Source organism: Gilliamella sp. LMG 34359, from assembly GCF_984569085.1.
Genome location: NZ_OZ474906.1, coordinates 3,221,080 through 3,240,553 on the forward strand (window position 1 = coordinate 3,221,080; position 19,474 = coordinate 3,240,553).

Consider the following 19,474-nt stretch of genomic DNA (forward strand, 5'->3'; position numbering starts at 1 on the left):
CATTACCTAATATCTATTTGACCTTATTTATCAAGCAACTAATAAGTCCAATTTAAATAAAAACCTAATGTTAAATGATTTGTTTCGAATTTATCGGGCTTATGTAAAGGTACACCGGCAAACAAATCATAGTAAATGCCAAGTTGCTTACCTCGTATTCCCAAAGTTGAACCTATTAATCTTTTGCCCAATAGCATTTCTGAATTTCCTCCTGAAACCTGTCCGGCATCTAATCCGAGATATAATTGTTGATTTGTCGGTATTTGCCAATCTAATTCATTACGTATGTACCAGCCATTATCGGCACTTAGCATCTCCTCACCATCGAATCCACGAACAGTCCAACGACTACCAATAGAAAAACGGTCAGGAGCGGTTAATTTATTTTTACGTGTTAATTGTCCTCGAAGATCAAAACTATAAGCAAAATTCTGTTCTTTTAAATTAAATGGTGCATAAAGAGATAGATCAAAATTAAAAATATCCGTCAAGGCACTTCCAATATTCGCATGTTCTTCAGGAGCTTTTTCAGCATTAAACCAACGCACTCCTTTTTGATACCAAATACCAATATCAAGGTTTGTATCATTAATGTTGTGGCTATGTTGTAAGCCAAGCTGCCAATTAGTTGTTTTTCTATGTTGTATTTCAAGTTCGATATCATTTAAGTAGTTACGTGATTCTCGAGTATTAATACCATAACTCAGTAGCGTTTTTTGTGATTCATTGCGATGTATCACTCGACTTACTTGGAAATTATAATATTTACTGCGCCCCTTATATTGATAGTCATAAATACCGGCTATCTTTTGATGATAAGTATTTCCGTAGATTGACGCATTAACTAGCCAGTAACCATATGGAACTGAATAGGAGAAAAGATAGTTTCTAGATCCGTATTTTGATTTACCTTCTAAATCATGGCCACCAGAAAGATAAAATGAATCACTCAAGCCTAGTGGATTGTCTAAAAAAAAGGTCAATCCACCTTGGTACCGTCCAGTATCTTTAGTGCCTGAATCATCAATAGAAGCCGATAAACGCCAATACTTCGATTGTTGTCGTTTAATGATAACATCGGTTTCCCCTTCTTTTTCCGTAGCAACTAACTCGATATTGGCAACAGAACTTGAAACACGTTGTAAATTTTCGAGCCCCTGTTCTAAAGAACGTAAATTTAATAAATCTCCTTTTTTTAACGGTATGTTAGTCGCGAGGCTTGAATGGGTATCACTATCTTGTGAATAATAAATCTTACCGACTGTACCTTTCAGTAATACTAAAGAAAATATTCCAGTTGAAAGGTCCTGATCTGGGGCAACTACTCTAGATGTAATATATCCAAAACTTATTAATTGATTTTGCAATTCAATCATTAATAAATTTAAACCTTGACTCCCTAAACAAAGTCCTTCAGCTTGCTTAGCCAATGAATTGAGTGGCACAAAAAAAGGAAAATCCTCTCTTTTTAATAAATCCACTTTATAAATTGGAAAACAAATCTCTTCTTGAGGAAATTCAATATTTTTTATTTTTTTAGTTGCTGACCATAAACTAACATTAGGCATTTTAGACGATAACACATCTTCAGTTGCTTTTAGTCGTTCTTGTTGATAAATCAATTGTTGATTACTGATTTTTTTGTCCTGCTCAGTAGGTTGCAATCCGCTTGCGATTACTTTTACTGGAATGATAAAGCTTACTACAATAACTGATAACCTTCTGACATACATCATTTTATTTACCATTATTATATTGAACTTCTAAACAGCTATATAGTAGTTCAATTAAAGGATTTAGTCTGTAAAGATTCGTTAAGTCAAATTGATTTTTTGAGAGTCGAAGTGACTATTTGGGGTGAGTAAATAATTTCACTAAAATTAAATGACAATAGCTCAATTATAAAAATGCTTGATTAGTGATAAATGGTTATATTTAAAATTTGTTATGACATATAAAAGTGTGATCTCCTCTAATAAATTCAATTAAACTGAAACGTCTACAACTGCAAATCACTATTTGCTATTATTTTTTACCTTTACTGTAACGGAATAACTATCAACTAAAAAATGTAGTTTCACTTTAATCGATTAAATTTTTTTGCAATACAAGGCTAGATGAATATAAAAAAGAATTAATTAAATTTGATAAAAAATTGAATCAGTTGCAAATTAACAAATTAATTATCTTATTCCCTTAACTTTGCTATTAAAAGTAATGCTAGAAATGGTTTGTGATTATATAAACAATAATCTTGCTAACATATTGTATATAAATAATTTAATCAATTTCCTGCTTAACGACTAACTTAACCTCAACATCATTTTTATTTTTAATATTACTTATTGATGCTTGTTTATCAGCATGTTGATGGCAAAAAAAAGAAAATCTCGACCTTGAAAATAGCCTGTTTTTCGGCTCTTAATTTTGTTTATTCAACTTAAAAAACGCAATCAATTGATTTAAACTGATTAAATTTGATGTTACAAAATAAATTCATTAATAAGTTTTCTCTGATTGGTTATAGGTTAATCAACAAACCACTCATTATGTTGCTGAGAGACTAATTTTATCGTTTTTAAAATTGTCGATAAATGCTCATGAAGCGCAAGAGCAGCCATTTCAGGATCATGTTTTTTTAGTGCAATAACGATTTTTTCATGTTGTTTAACCAAGTCTTCGGGAGGAGAAATATCTTCTAAAGTTAAATATCTCACTCTATCCATCATTGCTTTAATATTTTCGACGGTTTCCCACGCCATTGGACAATCAACAACATTCATTAAAATTTGGTGGAATTCATCATCTTTTTCTAGAAAATAACGAATATCTTTATGCTTATTAGCATCAATTTGTTCTTTGAGATTTTGTTCGAGCAATAACAGATCAGCATCACTAATTTCTTGTGCAGCACGTTTAATAATTGCACATTCAACTGCTTCACGAATAAACTGACCATCAATCACTTTTTTAACCGATATTTTGGTTACAAACGTCCCTCGTTGCGGAAGAATTTTAACCAACCCGGCTTCAGCTAATTTGATAAAGGCTTCACGAACTGGTTGGCGTGATACATTAAATTGCGTAGAAATATCTTTTTCAGAAAGTAAAATGCCAGGCAAAACCTGACAAGTAATAATCGCTCTTCTTAATGTACGATAAACTTGTTGATTAACGGGCTCTGAAATATTTAATTCGATAAGTTTAAACATATCCTATTCTTGTATAATCAATTGTATTGATGTGAATAGTAGGTGATTTTTAAATATAAGAAAAGTATTTTTAAAAAATAGTCTATATATCAAATAACGTCAATAGGGCGTATAAAAAGGTGTAATTGCTAAATAGCACTATTACACCTTGGTTATTAACTATACTAAATTATGTTGATAGCTTTAAAAAAGTTGTATTAATTTTTCAACTGTCTTTTTAGCGCCGACATCTCGTAAAGAAAGATACGCTGTCGTAACCTTTTCAACGAAAAGCGGATTATTTGCTAACTCATTACCAAATACATGAGTTAGAGATAATAGTGCTTTTACTCTATTTTCGTCATCGGCACTATTAGCAACCAGCTCTTTTATTTTGCTGATTGATGGATCGCTAACATCAATTGAATTACCCGCGTCATCTACTCCACTAACATAACGCATCCAAGCAGCTACCCCTAAAGCAAGACAATCAAATGAGGTATTGTCAGCTAAGTGATAACGAATAGAATCAAGCATACGTTGTGGCAATTTTAAAGTACCATCCATGGCGATTTGCCATGTACGATGTTTTAAACCGGTGTTTCGATAACGATCAAGTAATGAATCTGCATAAGCAGACAAATCAACATCTTTTACTCGTAAGGTAGTTGCTTGTTCATTTAACATTAAATGTCTAGCTGCTTTAACATAATTGGGGTCCTGCATGCATTCATCAATATGCAAATAACCGGCTAAATAACCTAAATAAGCAAAAAATGAATGACTACCATTTAACATGCGTAATTTCATCTCTTCATAAGGCAAAACATCACCAACGAGTTCTGCCCCAGCTTTCTGCCATTGAGGTCGACCAGCCACAAAATTGTCTTCAATCACCCATTGTCTAAATGGTTCACCTGCAATACCTGCTGGATCATCAATTCCACCAAGTTGTTTTTTTATTTTAACCATCGTTTCAGGCGTTGCCGCAGGTACAATTCGATCAACCATCGTTGATGGAAAAGTCACATTATCTTCAATCCATTGAGCTAGATTAGGATCTCGCTGTTTAGCCAGTGCTAAAACAACATTACGAGTAACATGGCCATTTTCAGGCATATTGTCACAAGACATAACCGTGAAAGGTTTTAATCCTTGCTCTTTACGTAAACGTAATGCCTCAACAATGACACCCGGAACGGATTTAGGCGCATGAGGATTGGCAATATCATGACTAATTAATGGATTATTAGTATCAATTGATGCCGTCGATGGCAGATAACAATAGCCTTTTTCGGTTACCGTTATTGACACAATCGCAATTTCTGGACGGGTCATCACATCTAAGACTTTTTGTATTCCATCAATATCTGCATGTAATGCTTCTTTTGCAACTCCTACAACACGAGTATTCCAGTTATCATAGGACATTTCACATACACTGAATAAACAATCTTGTTCTTTTAAATCTTGGATTTGTGCTTCACCACCAATCAAATTAACTTCACAATATCCCCAATCGCTATCATGCTCTTCAGCCAATACATCTGCAAAGACTGCTTGATGAGCACGATGAAATGCCCCAAAACCAAGATGGACAATTTTGGTTTTAATTTTGCTTCTATCATAAGTTGGAACAACTACCTCTTTAGGTAGTTGTGATAAAGTTTGATTTGATAATCTCATTATTTTTTCCATTTAGTTTTTACTATCTGCTGCGTCATTTAGGTCAGCTAAATCACGATCTTTTACCTCCGGCATAAGAATCGCCGAAACAAGACCAATACAAGAGTAAACAATAATCATAGCCACAATTGGCCACCAATCATCAACCATTTTACAGAAAATTCCGGCCAAAATTGGGCCAAATCCTACTGCAATTAAACCTCCTGCTTCTTTAGATATTGCCATTTGCGTGAATCGATTACGAGCACCGAACATTTCGGCCATAGTAATGTTTTCAAGGGCAAATAAACCTAAAACGGCAATATTATGAATGAGAATCAAACATAATGTAATAGTATTTACAGAATGATTTATATCGACAATGATAGATAACATTGGATAGGCAAGTACAATTGCCGACAAAGTCAATATAATATAAGGAATTCTACGACCGATCTTATCAGATAACCAACCTAAGAAAGGAATTGTTAAAAACCCAACTATTGAGCTAAACATGATTGCATCGGTCGGAATACTTTTATTGAATAATAATGCTTGTACTAAATATCCCGCTAAAAAAGTTTGGATTAAACCAGAGTTTCCAGCTTGACCAAACCGTAATCCGGTAGCTAACCAAAATGATTTACTTTTAAACATTTCAATTAATGAGATATGTTTTGTGGCTTTATTATTATTTTTTGGCTCATCCGTATCATTGACTTCATCAAATACTGGGCTTTCTTTTAAATTCATTCGTAACCAAATTGCAAAAATCATAACCACCACGCTTGCAATAAATGGAACACGCCATCCCCAGGCAACTAATTGATCTTTATCTAATAAAAAGAACATAAATGCCCATATTGCTGTTGCACTTAGTGTGCCACAGTTAGTCCCCATTGCGACTAATGAAGAAATTATTCCCCTTTTGCCTTTTGGCGCATATTCAGCAAGCATCGTTCCTGCTCCTGAAATTTCAGCACCAGCTCCTAATCCTTGGATGATACGTAAAACAACCAACATCAATGGTGCCAAAATTCCTACTTGCGCATAAGTTGGTAATACACCAATAAGCGTGGTACATATCCCCATCATAGTGATAGTAATAAATAGTACTTTTTTACGACCAATTGCATCACCCATGCGACCAAAAACAAAAGCGCCAACGATTCGAGCCACATAACCGGCACCATAAGTCCCCATAGCTAAAATCAATGCCATAATTGCTGATTGTTCTGGAAAGAAAATTTCATGGAAAACTAATGCCGCCCCTAAAGAGTACAATTGAAAATCCATAAATTCTAAAGCGGTTCCCAGCCAGCCGGATACTGCGGCTTTAACTAAATCCGAAGTATCCCTTTCATTCTTATTTCCTATAACATTCATACTTTTCTCTCTTTTAATATTTTATCTAAAAAGTTATTCACCAGATTTATTCTGTGTTAACTAAAGGTTAATAGAACCTTACAACACTGTTTCTGATCTTTTTCAAAGGTTTCAATGGCTTGAACTACTTGTGTATAATCAAATTGATGTGTGATTAACTTTTGAGGGTCGATCAATTTTTTCTTCAACCATTCGATAACCACTGGAAATTTATTGGCATTTAATCGGGAAGAAAAAATAGATAACTCTTTACTGGTTATTCCTTGTTGAGTAATTTGACAAGGATCACTAGAAAAGCCCATTATCAGGATTCTTGCCGCCGGAGAGGCAATAGCAATTGCTTCTGATAAAATTGTTGGATGACATGCCGCATCGATAATAATCGTTGGTTTAATATTGCGTTTTTCTAATTCATCCTTTAATGAAAGTTGTGAATTATTGATGACGAGATCTGCACCGCTTGTTTGTGCCATAGCTAAACGCTCATCAATCCGATCGACAACAATAACTTGTTTTACTTGATAAACACCTTTTAGTGCTTGTACCGACGTTAGCCCCATTGGACCTGCACCATAAATTAATGCAATATCATCTGTTGTCGGTTTTAGGTGACCTGTTGCATTAGCGGCGATAGTGAATGGTTCAATCATTACAGCAAATTCATCACAGATGTCATCAGGAATCGTATAGGCATTGTTACTTGGGACTGTTGTATATTGACTAAAGCCACCATCACGATGAACCCCCAAAACAGTTAGCGATGAACAAACATTAGGTCGACCCACCGAACAAGGGTAACAACATCCACAGCTAATTACCGGATCAATCGAAACCCGTTCACCAATTCTTGAACGATCGACGCCTTCACCAACCTCGTCAATAATGCCAAAAAATTCATGTCCGATTACTCTTGGATATTTTGCAAATGGATTATGTCCACGATAGATATGACTATCTGAACCACATATACCAGCTAGTTTTACTTTGACTCTGACTTCGCCTTTGGCTGGTTGAGGAACTTCACGTTCTTCGATTACTAGTTCATTTGGTTTTTTAACAACGATACTTTTCATATATGCTCCTTTAATAATCTACCAATTCCACAAAGTGCCATCTTCTAAACGCGCGATTGGCAAATAAGCAGGGTTATATGGATATTTTGCTGCCAGTTTTTCATCAAAATCGATTCCTAAACCTGGTTTATCACTTGGATGCATATAACCATCAGTGAAGGTCCAGTTAGGTGAGAAAACTTCTAACATCTGTTCGGAATAACCCATAAACTCTTGCACTCCGAAGTTAGGTACCCACATATCAAAGTGAAGTGCCGCTGCATGACAGATTGGTGATAAATCCGATGGCCCGTGTGAGCCGGTTCTAACTTGATAAAGTGCGGCAAAATCGGCGATTCGACGCATATGCGTGATGCCACCTGCATGGGTTATGGTGGTTCGGATGTAATCAATAAGTTGCTCTTCAATTAACTGTTTACAGTCCCAAATACTGTTAAATACTTCACCAACCGCTATTGGCGTGACGGTATGTTGGCGAATTAAACGGAAACACTCTTGGTTTTCCGCTGGTGTTGGGTCTTCCATCCAAAATAGGCGATAATCTTCGATACTTTTACCAAAACGCGCTGCTTCAATTGGCGTTAAACGGTGGTGCATGTCATGTAATAAATGCTCGTTAAAACCAAATTTATTTCTTACTGCCTCAAATAATTTGGGTGTGAAATCAAGATATTTATCGGTTGCCCAAAATTGCTCTTCTGGATAATTACCTCGAGTAGCCGGTTCGTAAGCTAAGTTTTTACCTTTACTTTGACCGTATGTGGTCTTCATTCCCGGTATACCACATTGAACGCGAATGGCTTTGAAGCCCATCTCTTTATGTTTAGCATAATCATCTAGCGCTTCTTCAATATCCTTACCAGTAGTATGGCAATAAACCATAACACCGGTACGTGAAGCTCCACCTAATAACTGATAAAGTGGCATATTGGCGACTTTACCTTTAATATCCCATAGCGCCATATCGATGGCCGATATCGCCGACATAGTCACCGGCCCACGACGCCAATAAGCACCTTTATAGAAATATTGAAATATATCTTCAATTTGACTAGCATCTCGACCGATTAGTTGTGGACAAAGATGATCTTTGAGATATGATGCGACAGATAACTCTCGTCCGTTGAGTGTCGCATCACCTACTCCATATACACCTGAATCTGTAGTGATTTTTAATGTGACAAAGTTCCTTCCTGGACTACACACAAAAACTTCTGCTTTTACGATTTTCATTGAATACCTCATTTATGATTTATGCCGCATCAAATTAAACGATTAAATACTACCATACAAGTAGATTAGTATGTTTTTGTGAGTAAGATCACATTACCAAAAAATATCGCAAAAAATTACGGATTAGCCGATGTTCTCGCCATAGATGGCAAAAATGATAAACAATTTAATAAAATTAATAATTATCATAATGTTATTGAATTAACCTTAAATAAATTTATCAAGATTAATATTGATGTGACGGTTATAGATAAAAAAGTGTCGTATTGAATCAACACGACACTTTTACTAGAAAAGGTATTAATAATTGTAGAATTAAAAATAAAATCGTATAAATTACTTAATTTGCAGTAAGCTTATATTTGTTGATCACTGCAAAGTTTGTATTATTTATCTCGCCATAAACTTTCATATTTATGACCGGTGAGATTTTCAACAACCTTACGAGTCTGTTGCGAAACATCACTTTTCGAGCCATTATTTTTTAAACGTTCAATTTCTGTAACTAAAATTGTGTGAGTCTGCTTATTTAACTTAAAAGTTAATGCATAAATCAATGCAATTGATAATAAACCAACTGTTCCACCAACAAATAATATACTGATAGTATTTATCGCTTCAGCACTTTGTTGAGTACTACCTTGCACAAATCCACCTTTTTGTAGAATCAATCCCACGATAAACGTGGCAATAGCAACAGTGGTTTTGCGACCAAATGTCATAACAGCCGCATATAAACCTTCTCGACGCTGTCTAGTTAGCATTTCATCAACATCAGGAATAAACGGAAAAACATTCCATGGGGTAAATTCTAAAATGCAACGACCGGCCTGGTAACAAATAGCCAAAATATATAACCACCAGATTTTGGATGAAGGATCGACTATATATACAGCGTAAAAACCTAAGATACAGATGATCATTGTTGTATAAGAGAATATATACAGTCTTCCCGGACCATATTTTACCATTGCAACACCAGCCAATAATGTTATTGGTAACCCGATAATACTTAACGATAACAATCCACCAGCAAATGACGAGGAGACACATAAACAATAAACACAAAAAAAGACAAATACAGTGTTAAAAATATCTTTTGCCGTAAATGAGAATAAATAGATAGCTAAATGTCTACGGAAAGCTCGAATATTAAATGTGGATAAATAATCTTTAACTAGATGTTTTACAACCATCACTTTCTCAGAAAAACTTTTTTTGTTCACGCCTTGCTGTTGATGCTTCAACATTTCTGGAGTTAGCTCTCTTTCCCACGTCACTTTATATGAAATAAATACACAGACAGCAAAAATAACCGAGAAGAAAAGTCCATTAATAAAATAGGCATAAGCATTATTTTCACCAAAATAGTGAATTAAAATACCTGGTACTAATGTTGCTAAAAAAGTCCCACTAGCAGATAAAAACATTCTACCAGTAGATAATTTGGTTCTATCATTATAATTTTTGGTCATTTCTGACGGTAATGTTTCCCAAGGAATCAACACAATAGCGGCAACGATTTCGAAGACTAAATATACCGTTAAATAAAACCAATAATTCATCCCGGTTACCCAAAGTAAAACATAAAGCAACATAAGAGGGGAGCCAATTAATAAGAAAAACCGTCTTCTTCCAAATTTTTGTCCTAACTTATATTTATAAAAGTTATCGGTGAAACTGCCCATAAAAAGGCTGACAATCGCATCAACTATTCGCGCAATTGCCACAATAGATGCCGCTTCAATAGGTGTTAATCCTACAAAGGTGGTATAGAAAAAAAGTAACCATGCCCCTATGATGGTAAAAGCACCACCGCCCATAATATCCGTTAGACCATAGCCGATAGCGATTGGAATCGTTACTTTTTTCTTTTTATTAACCGCGTTATTCATATTTTTTCCTTTTTAATGAATTCTTGGTTTAGCAAAAACTTAATAATTAGTTAATTGTTTTTTTTAATTATTAAGTTTGATTGCAGTTAATTTGCTAATGAAACAACTTCACGCCACACTTCACTATCAACAGGTATACCATTGGTTAAATGATCTTTACGAGTGTTTATTTCTAACTCACCTGGATAAAAAACAGCTTTTTGCCCTTCAGCCGGGGTTGAGGTATTAACATATTGAGTAATGCTTGTTACCATCTGTTCATTAAATTCTTTTCCTCCCAATTGAGAAGGGTCAAATACCATAAAAATTTGACTAGCGCCGGTACAACTTCCTTTTTGAATCTTATCAATTTCATTAGTTGGATTACCCATCGATAAAAGTGCCGCCATTGCATCTAGTACGATAGCCATACTTGACCCTTTCCAATATCCAGTTGGTAGAATTCGCATGGATTCTTCTATTGGTCCTGGCTCATCAGTTAAATTGCCATCTTTGTCATAACCACCAGGAAACGGAAGTTTCTCCCCTTTTAAGCGAGTAACTTGAAGCTTACCATAGGCATATTGTGACATCGCCATATCTACAACGATTGAACCATTTAAACTTGGCACTGCCATCACGAATGGGTTATTACCTAATCGGGTATTTTTTGCGCCCCATGCCGGCATACATGATTCGGTATTCGTCCAACAAATTGCAGCAAATCCTTTTTCTACCGCTTTCCAACCGTAAGTTCCACCACGCATCCAATGAGTTGTATTACGTAATCCAATAATGCCAACAGCATGTTTTTTAGCTAATTCAATTGCTTTATCTAAAGCAAATAGTGCATTTGTTATTCCTATCCCTTGATTCCCATCATAAACTTCAAGTGCGCCTAGTGATTTAACTAGACTAGGCTGAGCTTTAATATCTACCCAACCTTTATTAACATAATCAACAAAACGTGCTACTCGATTCAATCCATGGGAGTAAACCCCGTCAGAAGTAGACTCAGTGTGTATTTGTGCACATATTTCCGCTTGTTGTTCTGATAATCCTGCATTAAGAAATGCTTTTTTGATGGTCGCTTTCATATCCTGAAATATTACTTTTTGCATTTTTGTATCCTTAAAAAACAGCCGGTTAAAGCTTTTATTAATATTTAGTTTTGATGAGTTTAATAATTCAATCTAAAAAGATTCATAAAACGTCTATTGTGATTTTTATTAAATAGAGTCAATGCTGATTGAATGTAGAAAAAATATAATAAAATATACTACCATACAAGTAGGGTTGATTGGTTTTGTGAACATTCTCACAAAAAACTAAGAAAAACACTTTCAAGAGTTGGCTACGAATAAAGGAGAGTTAAAAATAGATAATGGACATAAAAACAGCTGACAGTTGGATATCGTCCATAGTTATAAATAGTTACACCAACATTGGATATAATTGTTTATTCCCTCTGGTAGTTTTAATCTACCACTAGATCAAGAAAACAATGATTAAGTGAAAAAAACCGTTTTACATTACGCATGTAAAACGGTTATCTATATCTATTAGTTTAAAGCAATATTTCTTTTAGCAAATTTTACCAATTCCACAAAGTGCCATCTTCTAAACGCGCGATTGGCAAATAAGCAGGGTTGTATGGATATTTTGCTGCCAGTTTTTCATCAAAATCGATTCCTAAACCTGGTTTATCACTTGGATGCATATAACCATCATTAAAGGTCCAGTTAGGCGAGAAAACTTCTAACATTTGCTCTGAGTAACCCATAAACTCTTGCACCCCGAAGTTAGGTACCCACATATCAAAGTGAAGTGCCGCTGCATGACAGATTGGTGATAAATCGGATGGTCCATGTGAACCTGTCCTAACTTGATAAAGTCCGGCAAAATCGGCAATTCTACGCATGTGTGTAATACCACCAGCATGGGTTATGGTGGTTCGGATGTAATCAATAAGTTGCTCTTCAATTAGCTGTTTACAGTCCCAAATACTGTTAAATACTTCACCAACCGCTATTGGCGTGACGGTATGTTGGCGAATTAAACGGAAACACTCTTGGTTTTCCGCTGGTGTTGGGTCTTCCATCCAAAATAGGCGATAATCTTCGATACTTTTACCAAAACGCGCAGCTTCAATTGGCGTTAAACGGTGGTGCATGTCATGCAATAGATGTTCATTAAAACCAAATTTATTTCTTACTGCTTCAAATAATTTTGGTGTGAAATCAAGGTATTTATCGGTTGCCCAAAATTGCTCTTCTGGATAATTACCTCGAGTAGCCGGTTCATAAGCTAAGTTTTTACCTTTACTTTGACCGTATGTGGTCTTCATTCCCGGTATTCCACACTGAACACGAATGGCTTTGAAGCCCATCTCTTTATGTTTAGCATAATCATCTAGCGCTTCTTCAATATCCTTACCTGTGGTATGGCAATAGACCATAACGCCGGTACGTGAAGCACCGCCCAATAATTGATAAAGTGGCAGATTGGCAACTTTACCTTTGATATCCCATAGCGCCATATCGATGGCCGATATCGCCGACATAGTCACCGGCCCACGACGCCAATAAGCTCCTTTATAAAAATATTGAAAGATATCTTCTATTTGACTAGCATCTCGACCGATTAACTGTGGGCAAAGATGATCTTTGAGGTATGATGCGACAGATAACTCTCGTCCGTTGAGTGTCGCATCACCTACTCCATATACACCAGAATCTGTAGTGATTTTTAATGTGACAAAGTTCCTTCCTGGACTACACACAAAAACTTCTGCTTTTACGATTTTCATTGAATTTCTCTTATATATTAGGTAACAAAAATAATTATAATTAATCTGCCATACAAGTATATCCAGTTTTATTTATAATTTCGATCCCTAAAATTAAATTTTTTGCTTAACTTATCTTCACAAAGCCAATTTCGCAAAATTTAAAAAATTTGAGGAGTAAGGTTTTTGGCACCCTTGGTATAAACTACTTTATGTGCTATGCCTTTTTATAATAGAATCGTCGGTCACATTTCTCATCTAGACTGCTATTAAAGAATAAGCATTGGATATAATTTTGATTCTACTAATTGATAATTACGATTCTTTTACTTTTAATATCTATGATTACCTTTGCCGTGCTGGTGCCGATGTTATGGTCATCAAAAATGATGAAAAATCTATTGATGAACTAAAGCAATTATCATTCTCTAAAATGGTAATTTCTCCGGGACCAGGCCGACCAGAAAATGCCGGAATATCGTTGTCAGCGATTCAGACCTTTGCAAAGCATTGTCCAATACTAGGGATCTGTTTAGGCCATCAAGCGATTGCGCAATATTTTGGCTTCAAAATAGTTAAAGCACCTATACCAATGCATGGCAAAGTTGATGAAATTATTCATGATGAGCAAGGCTTATTTGCTGGAATTAAAAATCCTTTGTCGGTTGTAAGATATCATTCGTTAATTGTAGAAAATTCAGCAAAGCAATCACCATTAATAGTCACTGCGACTAATAAGCAAGGATTAATTATGGGATTGCGTCATATGACACTTCCGATTGAATCAGTGCAATTCCATCCTGAAGCAATTAAAACAGAGTTTGGTTTAAAAATGATTAGCAATTTTGTTAGCGAGTAGTGAACATGAAAATTTATTTTGATTTTGAAGGGCAACATGAATATTTTTGTGATCCAATAAAAATTATAAAGTCCTCTGATCATTGTTCAATAAAAAAATATATTGAGGAGATAGAAGCATTCATACAACAAGGTTACTACGCTTGCGGTTACCTTGCTTATGAAAGCGCTATGGGCTTTAACGAGTCAAATAAAACCAAAATACTCCCAACGTCAAATCAGGGTTTACCTCTGCTGTTATTTGGTATTTTTGAAGACTATACGACGATATCCAATAATGAGCAATATACACCACAATCTTTGAAGTTGTCTAGCGACACCAATATTGATGAATATCAACAAAAAATTAATTATATTCGCGCCCAAATCGAATCAGGTAATACTTATCAAACCAACTTTACCATTCAATTCAATGCACCATTTAATGGCAATCCTAAAGATTATTATCATTTTCTACAAAAAAATAATCATGCTAATTACTGTGCTTATATTGAATTTGAAAATTATCATATTTTATCTATCTCTCCGGAATTATTTTTTAAATTAGAAGATAGAACTATCTCGACTAAACCGATGAAAGGAACAGTAACTCGAGGCTTAAATACCAACCAAGATAAACAACAAATAAAGTTGTTAATGTCAGAGAAAAATCTGGCTGAAAATATGATGATTGTTGATTTACTTCGTAATGATTTAAGTAAAATTTCAAAGCCCGGTTCGGTAACTGTTCCACATTTATTTACCGCAGAAAAATATCCAACAGTTTGGCAGCTCACCTCGACTATTCAAGGAAACTTAAAAGAAAATGTGAATTTATATCAAATATTTCAAGCGCTTTTTCCATGCGGTTCAATTACTGGTGCTCCTAAATCAAGTACCATGCAAATTATTAGTAATATTGAAAACTCAGCGCGCGGCGTTTATTGTGGCACAATTGGTTATATTGAACCTTCTATGAAAAAGGCTGTTTTTAATATTCCAATACGTACTTTGACTATCCATAATCAACAGTTGAATTATGGCGTCGGGGGTGGCATTACATGGGATTCAACCGCCGATGATGAATATAATGAGATTTTAGCCAAAACTGCTATCTTAAATCGAACTTTGTCGACACCTAAATATATTATTGAAACGTTATTGCTTGAAGATGGCAAATTGGTCTTACTGGATATGCATTTAGACAGATTATTGGCTTCAGCAACCTATTTTGATTTTGCATGCAATGTTCAAGCCATCAAACAGAAGTTGACCGATTTGGCAAAAACTCATTTTTCAGGAAAATATAAAATTAGATTGCTACAACCTAAAAATGGACAACCGGAAATAAGTATCGATTTACTTACCAATCCAATAGTAATTGATAAACTTGCTTGGGCAGCAACATGTGTCGATAAGGAAAATGTTTTTCTTTATCATAAAACAACTAATCGCCAACATTTTCCTCAATTAGCCGCAGGTCAAGAATATATCAATTATAATCAATATGATGAAATCACTGAGTTTGTAAATGGTAATATTGCATTACTCATTAATGATAAGTGGCTAACACCAGCGATTACCTCTGGATTGCTTGCTGGTACGATGCGACAGCATTATTTGAATAGTCACCAACTCATCGAGAAAACGATTATCAAAAAAGATATTTTACAAGCCGATAAAATCGCGTTTATTAATAGTGTACGAGGTTGGGTTGAGATTGAAAATCAGTTATTGAATAAATTGAAACAACAGTTATTGTGATCTGCAATTGAGCACCGAGAACATTCCGTCACTCTTTTGACGGAATGTTTAATAACAATTAATGTTTAATTGAATTTGCAAAGTCTAGCTCTTCATCTTGCCAGCCTTGGGACAGAGCTTTTACCAAAGCATCATAACCATTTGTTGTAAGCGGAATTTGCCGTTTAATAACTTTAGTAACAATTTTACCGCTCTTATCTGTCATGACCCAACGACCGGTTATTATCGCATCACCATTATAATTGCCATGGAAACCATCAATAAAAAGTTTAACCGTTAATGATGGTGTGGTAATTGAATTTGTCGATACAAGATAATTAGGCATAATTTGCGTTAAATCTTGTGATAATCGTTCGGCAAGTTGTTGAGATAATGCCGATACCCATAGATGATTAGTTGCCGTGGTATATTTTATATCATCGGTTTGCAAAACAATTCCTGATTTATTTAAAAAATCGGCCACTTCAATCGACTCAATCCAAATAAAATAATGAGTAGATTGCGTCATCGTTGAACCATGGTTAGCCAAATTACTGGTCAATTGAAAATAGCTTTTATTCGGTACATCAGATGAACAACCATTTATTGCACTGAATAATGTCATCAATAGCATAATTTGTAGGCTTTGAATTAATTTAAACATTATTTATTACCTCTGGCTTTTGGTTCTTGATCTTTTTTATTTGGCGCTGAAAAGATCAATGCATTACTCTTATTATTTAGTGTATTAAGTAAAGGGGTCAATTCATCCATCATTTGCTGAATTTTTTGTAAGCTTTCATTCATTTGAGTATTCAGTTGTGAACCCGGTTGTAATCCTTTCATAGTCTCGTTTAAAGAACGAATAGCTTTCTGTAAATCTTTGGGCATATTTTGCATCTCTTTACTTGCTATAATTTGATTTAAAGATTGCATTAATCGTTCACTTGATTCTAATGATTTATTAAATTGGCTTATAGTACTATTCAACGGCAGATTATTAAAATTATCTAATAACTGCAGGATTTTTGCTTGTATTTGTGCAAATCCTGTTGATGTAGTTTGGATGATATTATAACCATATTGATTAGCCAATTTTTTATCATATTTAGACTTTAATTCCGGATAGAAATCTAAATCAATAAATAATGCCCCAGTAAACATATTTGACGTTTTTAATGATGCCCTTAAGCCATTTTTTTGCTCTTCCATTATTAAAGCCGCGATATCGATCTTATCGTCAACTAATTCAGATAAACGGTCAGGCTCAATTCTAATTAATATTGGTACTTTTTGATTTAGTATTGATTTTTCTTTTAACATTTCGGCAGTGTAAAACGGTACTCTACTTACTGTACCTAATCTTATGCCATGATATTCAACTGGTGCTCCTTCGATTAATCCCGAAATTGAGTCAGTAATCATAATTAAGAATTCTTTATATTCAGTATATTGTGAATCTTGAATCGATTTTTTATCTTCATATAATTTATAGACATCATGTTGCTTCGCTGGTTGACCTAATTTAGCGCCATCCGGTAAATCAAAACTTATTCCTCCTGACATTAAGACATCTAAAGAAGGAACATCAAGGCTTGCACCCCGCGAAGATAATGATAAATTGATCCCCCCCTCTTTCCAAAACCGCACATTTTCGGTAACTAAAGCATCATAAGGTTTGGTAATAAAAACTTGATACTTCATTTTACGAGCGTCAACATCAAATTGCGATGTTTCAACATTACCTACATGATAACCACGAAACATCACTTTGGCGCCACGAGGAACAACCCCACTTTGATCACTTTCTAAGTTTAAACGAATTCCTTTGATACTCGGATCAGATAACGGAGGATTATCAGATAGAATAAATGGATTGTTTTTAAAACTATGGGTATCATTGCCTGAGGCCAATTCAATATATACCCCAGATAAAATAGTACCAAGACCAGTTACGCCATCCCGGCCAATTTCGGGTTTAACCACCCAAAATATTGAATCATTTTTTAATAATGGTTCCATATCATTATAGATACGACCTTTTATGACAACTTTTTGGAAATCATCAGATAATGTCACTTCATCAACAATACCGACATCGACGCTACGATTTTTTATTACTGTTTTACCTGCAATAATGCCATTTGCATCATTGGCAATTAAAGTAAAGGTAGTGCCGCGATCAGCAAAATGGGCATAGATTATCCATAAGCCAACAATAGCTGTAATTATAGGAATAATCCATATTGCAGAGATTGCTCTGATTTTAATTATTTTTGCTATTTTACTTGAGTTTGCCATAATATTCCTAGATTTCATTTTCGAGTTGGCGTTCTGTCCCAAAGCAATCGTGGATCAAATTTTTGGGATGCAATCATCGTAATAATAACGACAGTGGCGAAAAAACACACGCCAATATCTGGGTAAACTCCCATCATTTGTTGATTTCTAACTAAAGAACAAACTACAGAAACCACAAAGATATCTATCATTGACCATTTACCAATAAATTCTACCGCATTATATAATTTCTTCATTTTTAAACAATTATGTTTATTCTTATCTTTTACAGCTAACGCAAAATAACACAGCCAGCTAAGCGAAATTATTTTTAAAATTGGGATAACTACACTTGCTGCAAAAATAACTAACGCGACGGGTACATCACCTGCTTGCCACATATAAATAACGCCATCCATAATAGTCGAAGTTGACGCTGAGCCAAATACCACTGTTATCATGATTCCAAATAAATTAGCAGGAATATAAATAATTAATGACGTCACTAAAAGTGCAATGGTCCACTGTATTTTATCCCGCTCTCTTACTTGATTTTTTTGTTTACATCTTGGGCATTTAGTATACTCAACCGGAACAATTGCATGGCAACAATGACATAATTTTATATTTTGACTAATCCCTGTCATGGCAACTTCTAATGGTTTTAGTGCAAAATTATTTCGATGAATTTCATTCCAAATTTTGCCAGGTGTAAATATAACTAAGGCTTTAATATAGAAGAATACGAATAAACAAAATGCCCAAAATGTGCTAGTCACACCAATACTGCCATAACTCATTAGTTTTACGAAACTAACTAATACACCGGTTAAGAATATTTCAGGCATACACCAATGTTGAAATTTTTCATAAACAATCAGTAAATCTCGTTTTCGGTATTTGGTTAACTTAATCTTTGAACAGAGTAAAGCAATAATAGACAAATTGAGCAATGGAAAGATTAGTACAAATAAAACAAATAGCGCCGAAATATAACTATAATTATCAAAAAAAAGGATTTTGGGGATATCTAACACACTTACCCCATTGACATTACCCACTAAATTAATATCAATAAAAACCACACCACAAGCAACAATCAACATAATTATCGAGCAACACGCATACATTGCTGCTCTAAACTTCATATTGATATTATTTTTAAATAATGTCGTATTACAGCGAGGACAAATAGCTTTGTGGCCGATTGCCACATCAGCTAATTCGATGACCAAATCACAATGAGAACATAGTACATAATCTTGTTTATCGGTGATCATTATATTCCTTCGTTTGATTATATTCTAAGCGGTAAAGATATTTATGATTAGCATAATATTTTGATATCGAAAACTGTCAATGATGGTAAAGTTATATTGTGAGGCAATTAATTTGATACACCAA

At 34.7% G+C, this 19,474-nt stretch carries 15 protein-coding genes; 3 read left to right on the forward strand and 12 right to left on the reverse strand.

Translation table 11 applies throughout. The features are described 5' to 3' along the window. Window positions 1-38: 38 nt before the first annotated feature. The 6 genes from AC5LXV_RS14705 to manD (AC5LXV_RS14730) form a co-directional block, all read right to left on the reverse strand. The gene (locus tag AC5LXV_RS14705; protein ID WP_493466888.1) at window positions 39-1,736 is read right to left on the reverse strand and encodes a ShlB/FhaC/HecB family hemolysin secretion/activation protein; all 1,698 of its coding nucleotides are present in this window, start codon (window positions 1,734-1,736) and stop codon (window positions 39-41) included. A 792-nt stretch (window positions 1,737-2,528) separates the two neighbouring features. After that, the gene (locus AC5LXV_RS14710) at window positions 2,529-3,212 is read right to left on the reverse strand and encodes a GntR family transcriptional regulator (RefSeq protein ID WP_493466889.1); all 684 of its coding nucleotides are present in this window, start codon (window positions 3,210-3,212) and stop codon (window positions 2,529-2,531) included. A gap of 183 nt (window positions 3,213-3,395) precedes the next feature. Next, window positions 3,396-4,877 (reverse strand): mannitol dehydrogenase family protein, encoded by a 1,482-nt coding sequence (locus AC5LXV_RS14715; RefSeq protein ID WP_110432751.1) that lies wholly within the window; start codon window positions 4,875-4,877, stop codon window positions 3,396-3,398. A 12-nt stretch (window positions 4,878-4,889) separates the two neighbouring features. Beyond that, a complete protein-coding gene (locus AC5LXV_RS14720) occupies window positions 4,890-6,242 on the reverse strand; it encodes an MFS transporter (RefSeq protein ID WP_493460841.1) in 1,353 nt (450 codons plus the stop codon). Window positions 6,243-6,298: 56 nt separating this feature from the next. After that, entirely contained in the window at window positions 6,299-7,315 is a 1,017-nt protein-coding gene (locus AC5LXV_RS14725; protein WP_493466890.1) for a Zn-dependent oxidoreductase, read from the reverse strand. 18 nt (window positions 7,316-7,333) lie between these two features. Beyond that, window positions 7,334-8,548, reverse strand: a complete 1,215-nt coding sequence (manD, locus tag AC5LXV_RS14730) for a D-mannonate dehydratase ManD (protein ID WP_110432747.1) — start codon at window positions 8,546-8,548, stop codon at window positions 7,334-7,336. Window positions 8,549-8,626: 78 nt separating this feature from the next. On the opposite strand from manD (AC5LXV_RS14730), the gene AC5LXV_RS14735 reads away from it, so the two are divergent. Next, window positions 8,627-8,818, forward strand: coding sequence for a hypothetical protein (locus AC5LXV_RS14735; RefSeq protein WP_493466891.1), 192 nt, complete (start codon window positions 8,627-8,629; stop codon window positions 8,816-8,818). Window positions 8,819-8,934: 116 nt separating this feature from the next. Here the strand turns inward: AC5LXV_RS14735 and AC5LXV_RS14740 are convergent, their stop codons facing one another. The 3 genes from AC5LXV_RS14740 to manD (AC5LXV_RS14750) form a co-directional block, all read right to left on the reverse strand. Next, on the reverse strand, window positions 8,935-10,443 hold the full coding sequence (locus AC5LXV_RS14740) for an MFS transporter (RefSeq protein WP_493466892.1): 1,509 nt from the start codon (window positions 10,441-10,443) through the stop codon (window positions 8,935-8,937). An 86-nt stretch (window positions 10,444-10,529) separates the two neighbouring features. Then, the gene (gene yiaK, locus AC5LXV_RS14745) at window positions 10,530-11,543 is read right to left on the reverse strand and encodes a 3-dehydro-L-gulonate 2-dehydrogenase (RefSeq protein WP_493466893.1); all 1,014 of its coding nucleotides are present in this window, start codon (window positions 11,541-11,543) and stop codon (window positions 10,530-10,532) included. Window positions 11,544-12,016: 473 nt separating this feature from the next. Next, window positions 12,017-13,231 (reverse strand): D-mannonate dehydratase ManD, encoded by a 1,215-nt coding sequence (gene manD / locus AC5LXV_RS14750; protein ID WP_493466894.1) that lies wholly within the window; start codon window positions 13,229-13,231, stop codon window positions 12,017-12,019. A gap of 274 nt (window positions 13,232-13,505) precedes the next feature. Between manD (AC5LXV_RS14750) and AC5LXV_RS14755 the strand changes: the two genes are divergently transcribed. After that, window positions 13,506-14,069 (forward strand): anthranilate synthase component II, encoded by a 564-nt coding sequence (locus tag AC5LXV_RS14755; protein WP_493466895.1) that lies wholly within the window; start codon window positions 13,506-13,508, stop codon window positions 14,067-14,069. Window positions 14,070-14,074: 5 nt separating this feature from the next. Continuing rightward, complete coding sequence (gene pabB / locus AC5LXV_RS14760; protein WP_493466896.1) at window positions 14,075-15,811, forward strand: aminodeoxychorismate synthase component I; 1,737 nt, start codon at window positions 14,075-14,077, stop codon at window positions 15,809-15,811. A 58-nt stretch (window positions 15,812-15,869) separates the two neighbouring features. Here the strand turns inward: pabB and AC5LXV_RS14765 are convergent, their stop codons facing one another. From AC5LXV_RS14765 to AC5LXV_RS14775, 3 genes are read right to left on the reverse strand one after another with little or no spacing between them, the layout of a single operon-like run. Continuing rightward, window positions 15,870-16,454, reverse strand: coding sequence for an ABC-type transport auxiliary lipoprotein family protein (locus AC5LXV_RS14765; RefSeq protein WP_493451981.1), 585 nt, complete (start codon window positions 16,452-16,454; stop codon window positions 15,870-15,872). After that, complete coding sequence (gene pqiB, locus AC5LXV_RS14770) at window positions 16,454-18,091, reverse strand: intermembrane transport protein PqiB (protein WP_493466897.1); 1,638 nt, start codon at window positions 18,089-18,091, stop codon at window positions 16,454-16,456. Before pqiB ends, AC5LXV_RS14765 begins: the two co-directional genes overlap by 1 nt. A 14-nt stretch (window positions 18,092-18,105) precedes the next feature. Next, window positions 18,106-19,350 carry a PqiA/YebS family transporter subunit gene (locus AC5LXV_RS14775; protein WP_493466898.1) on the reverse strand — a complete coding sequence of 415 codons (1,245 nt, stop codon included), beginning with the start codon at window positions 19,348-19,350 and terminating at the stop codon, window positions 18,106-18,108. Window positions 19,351-19,474 lie beyond the last annotated feature (124 nt).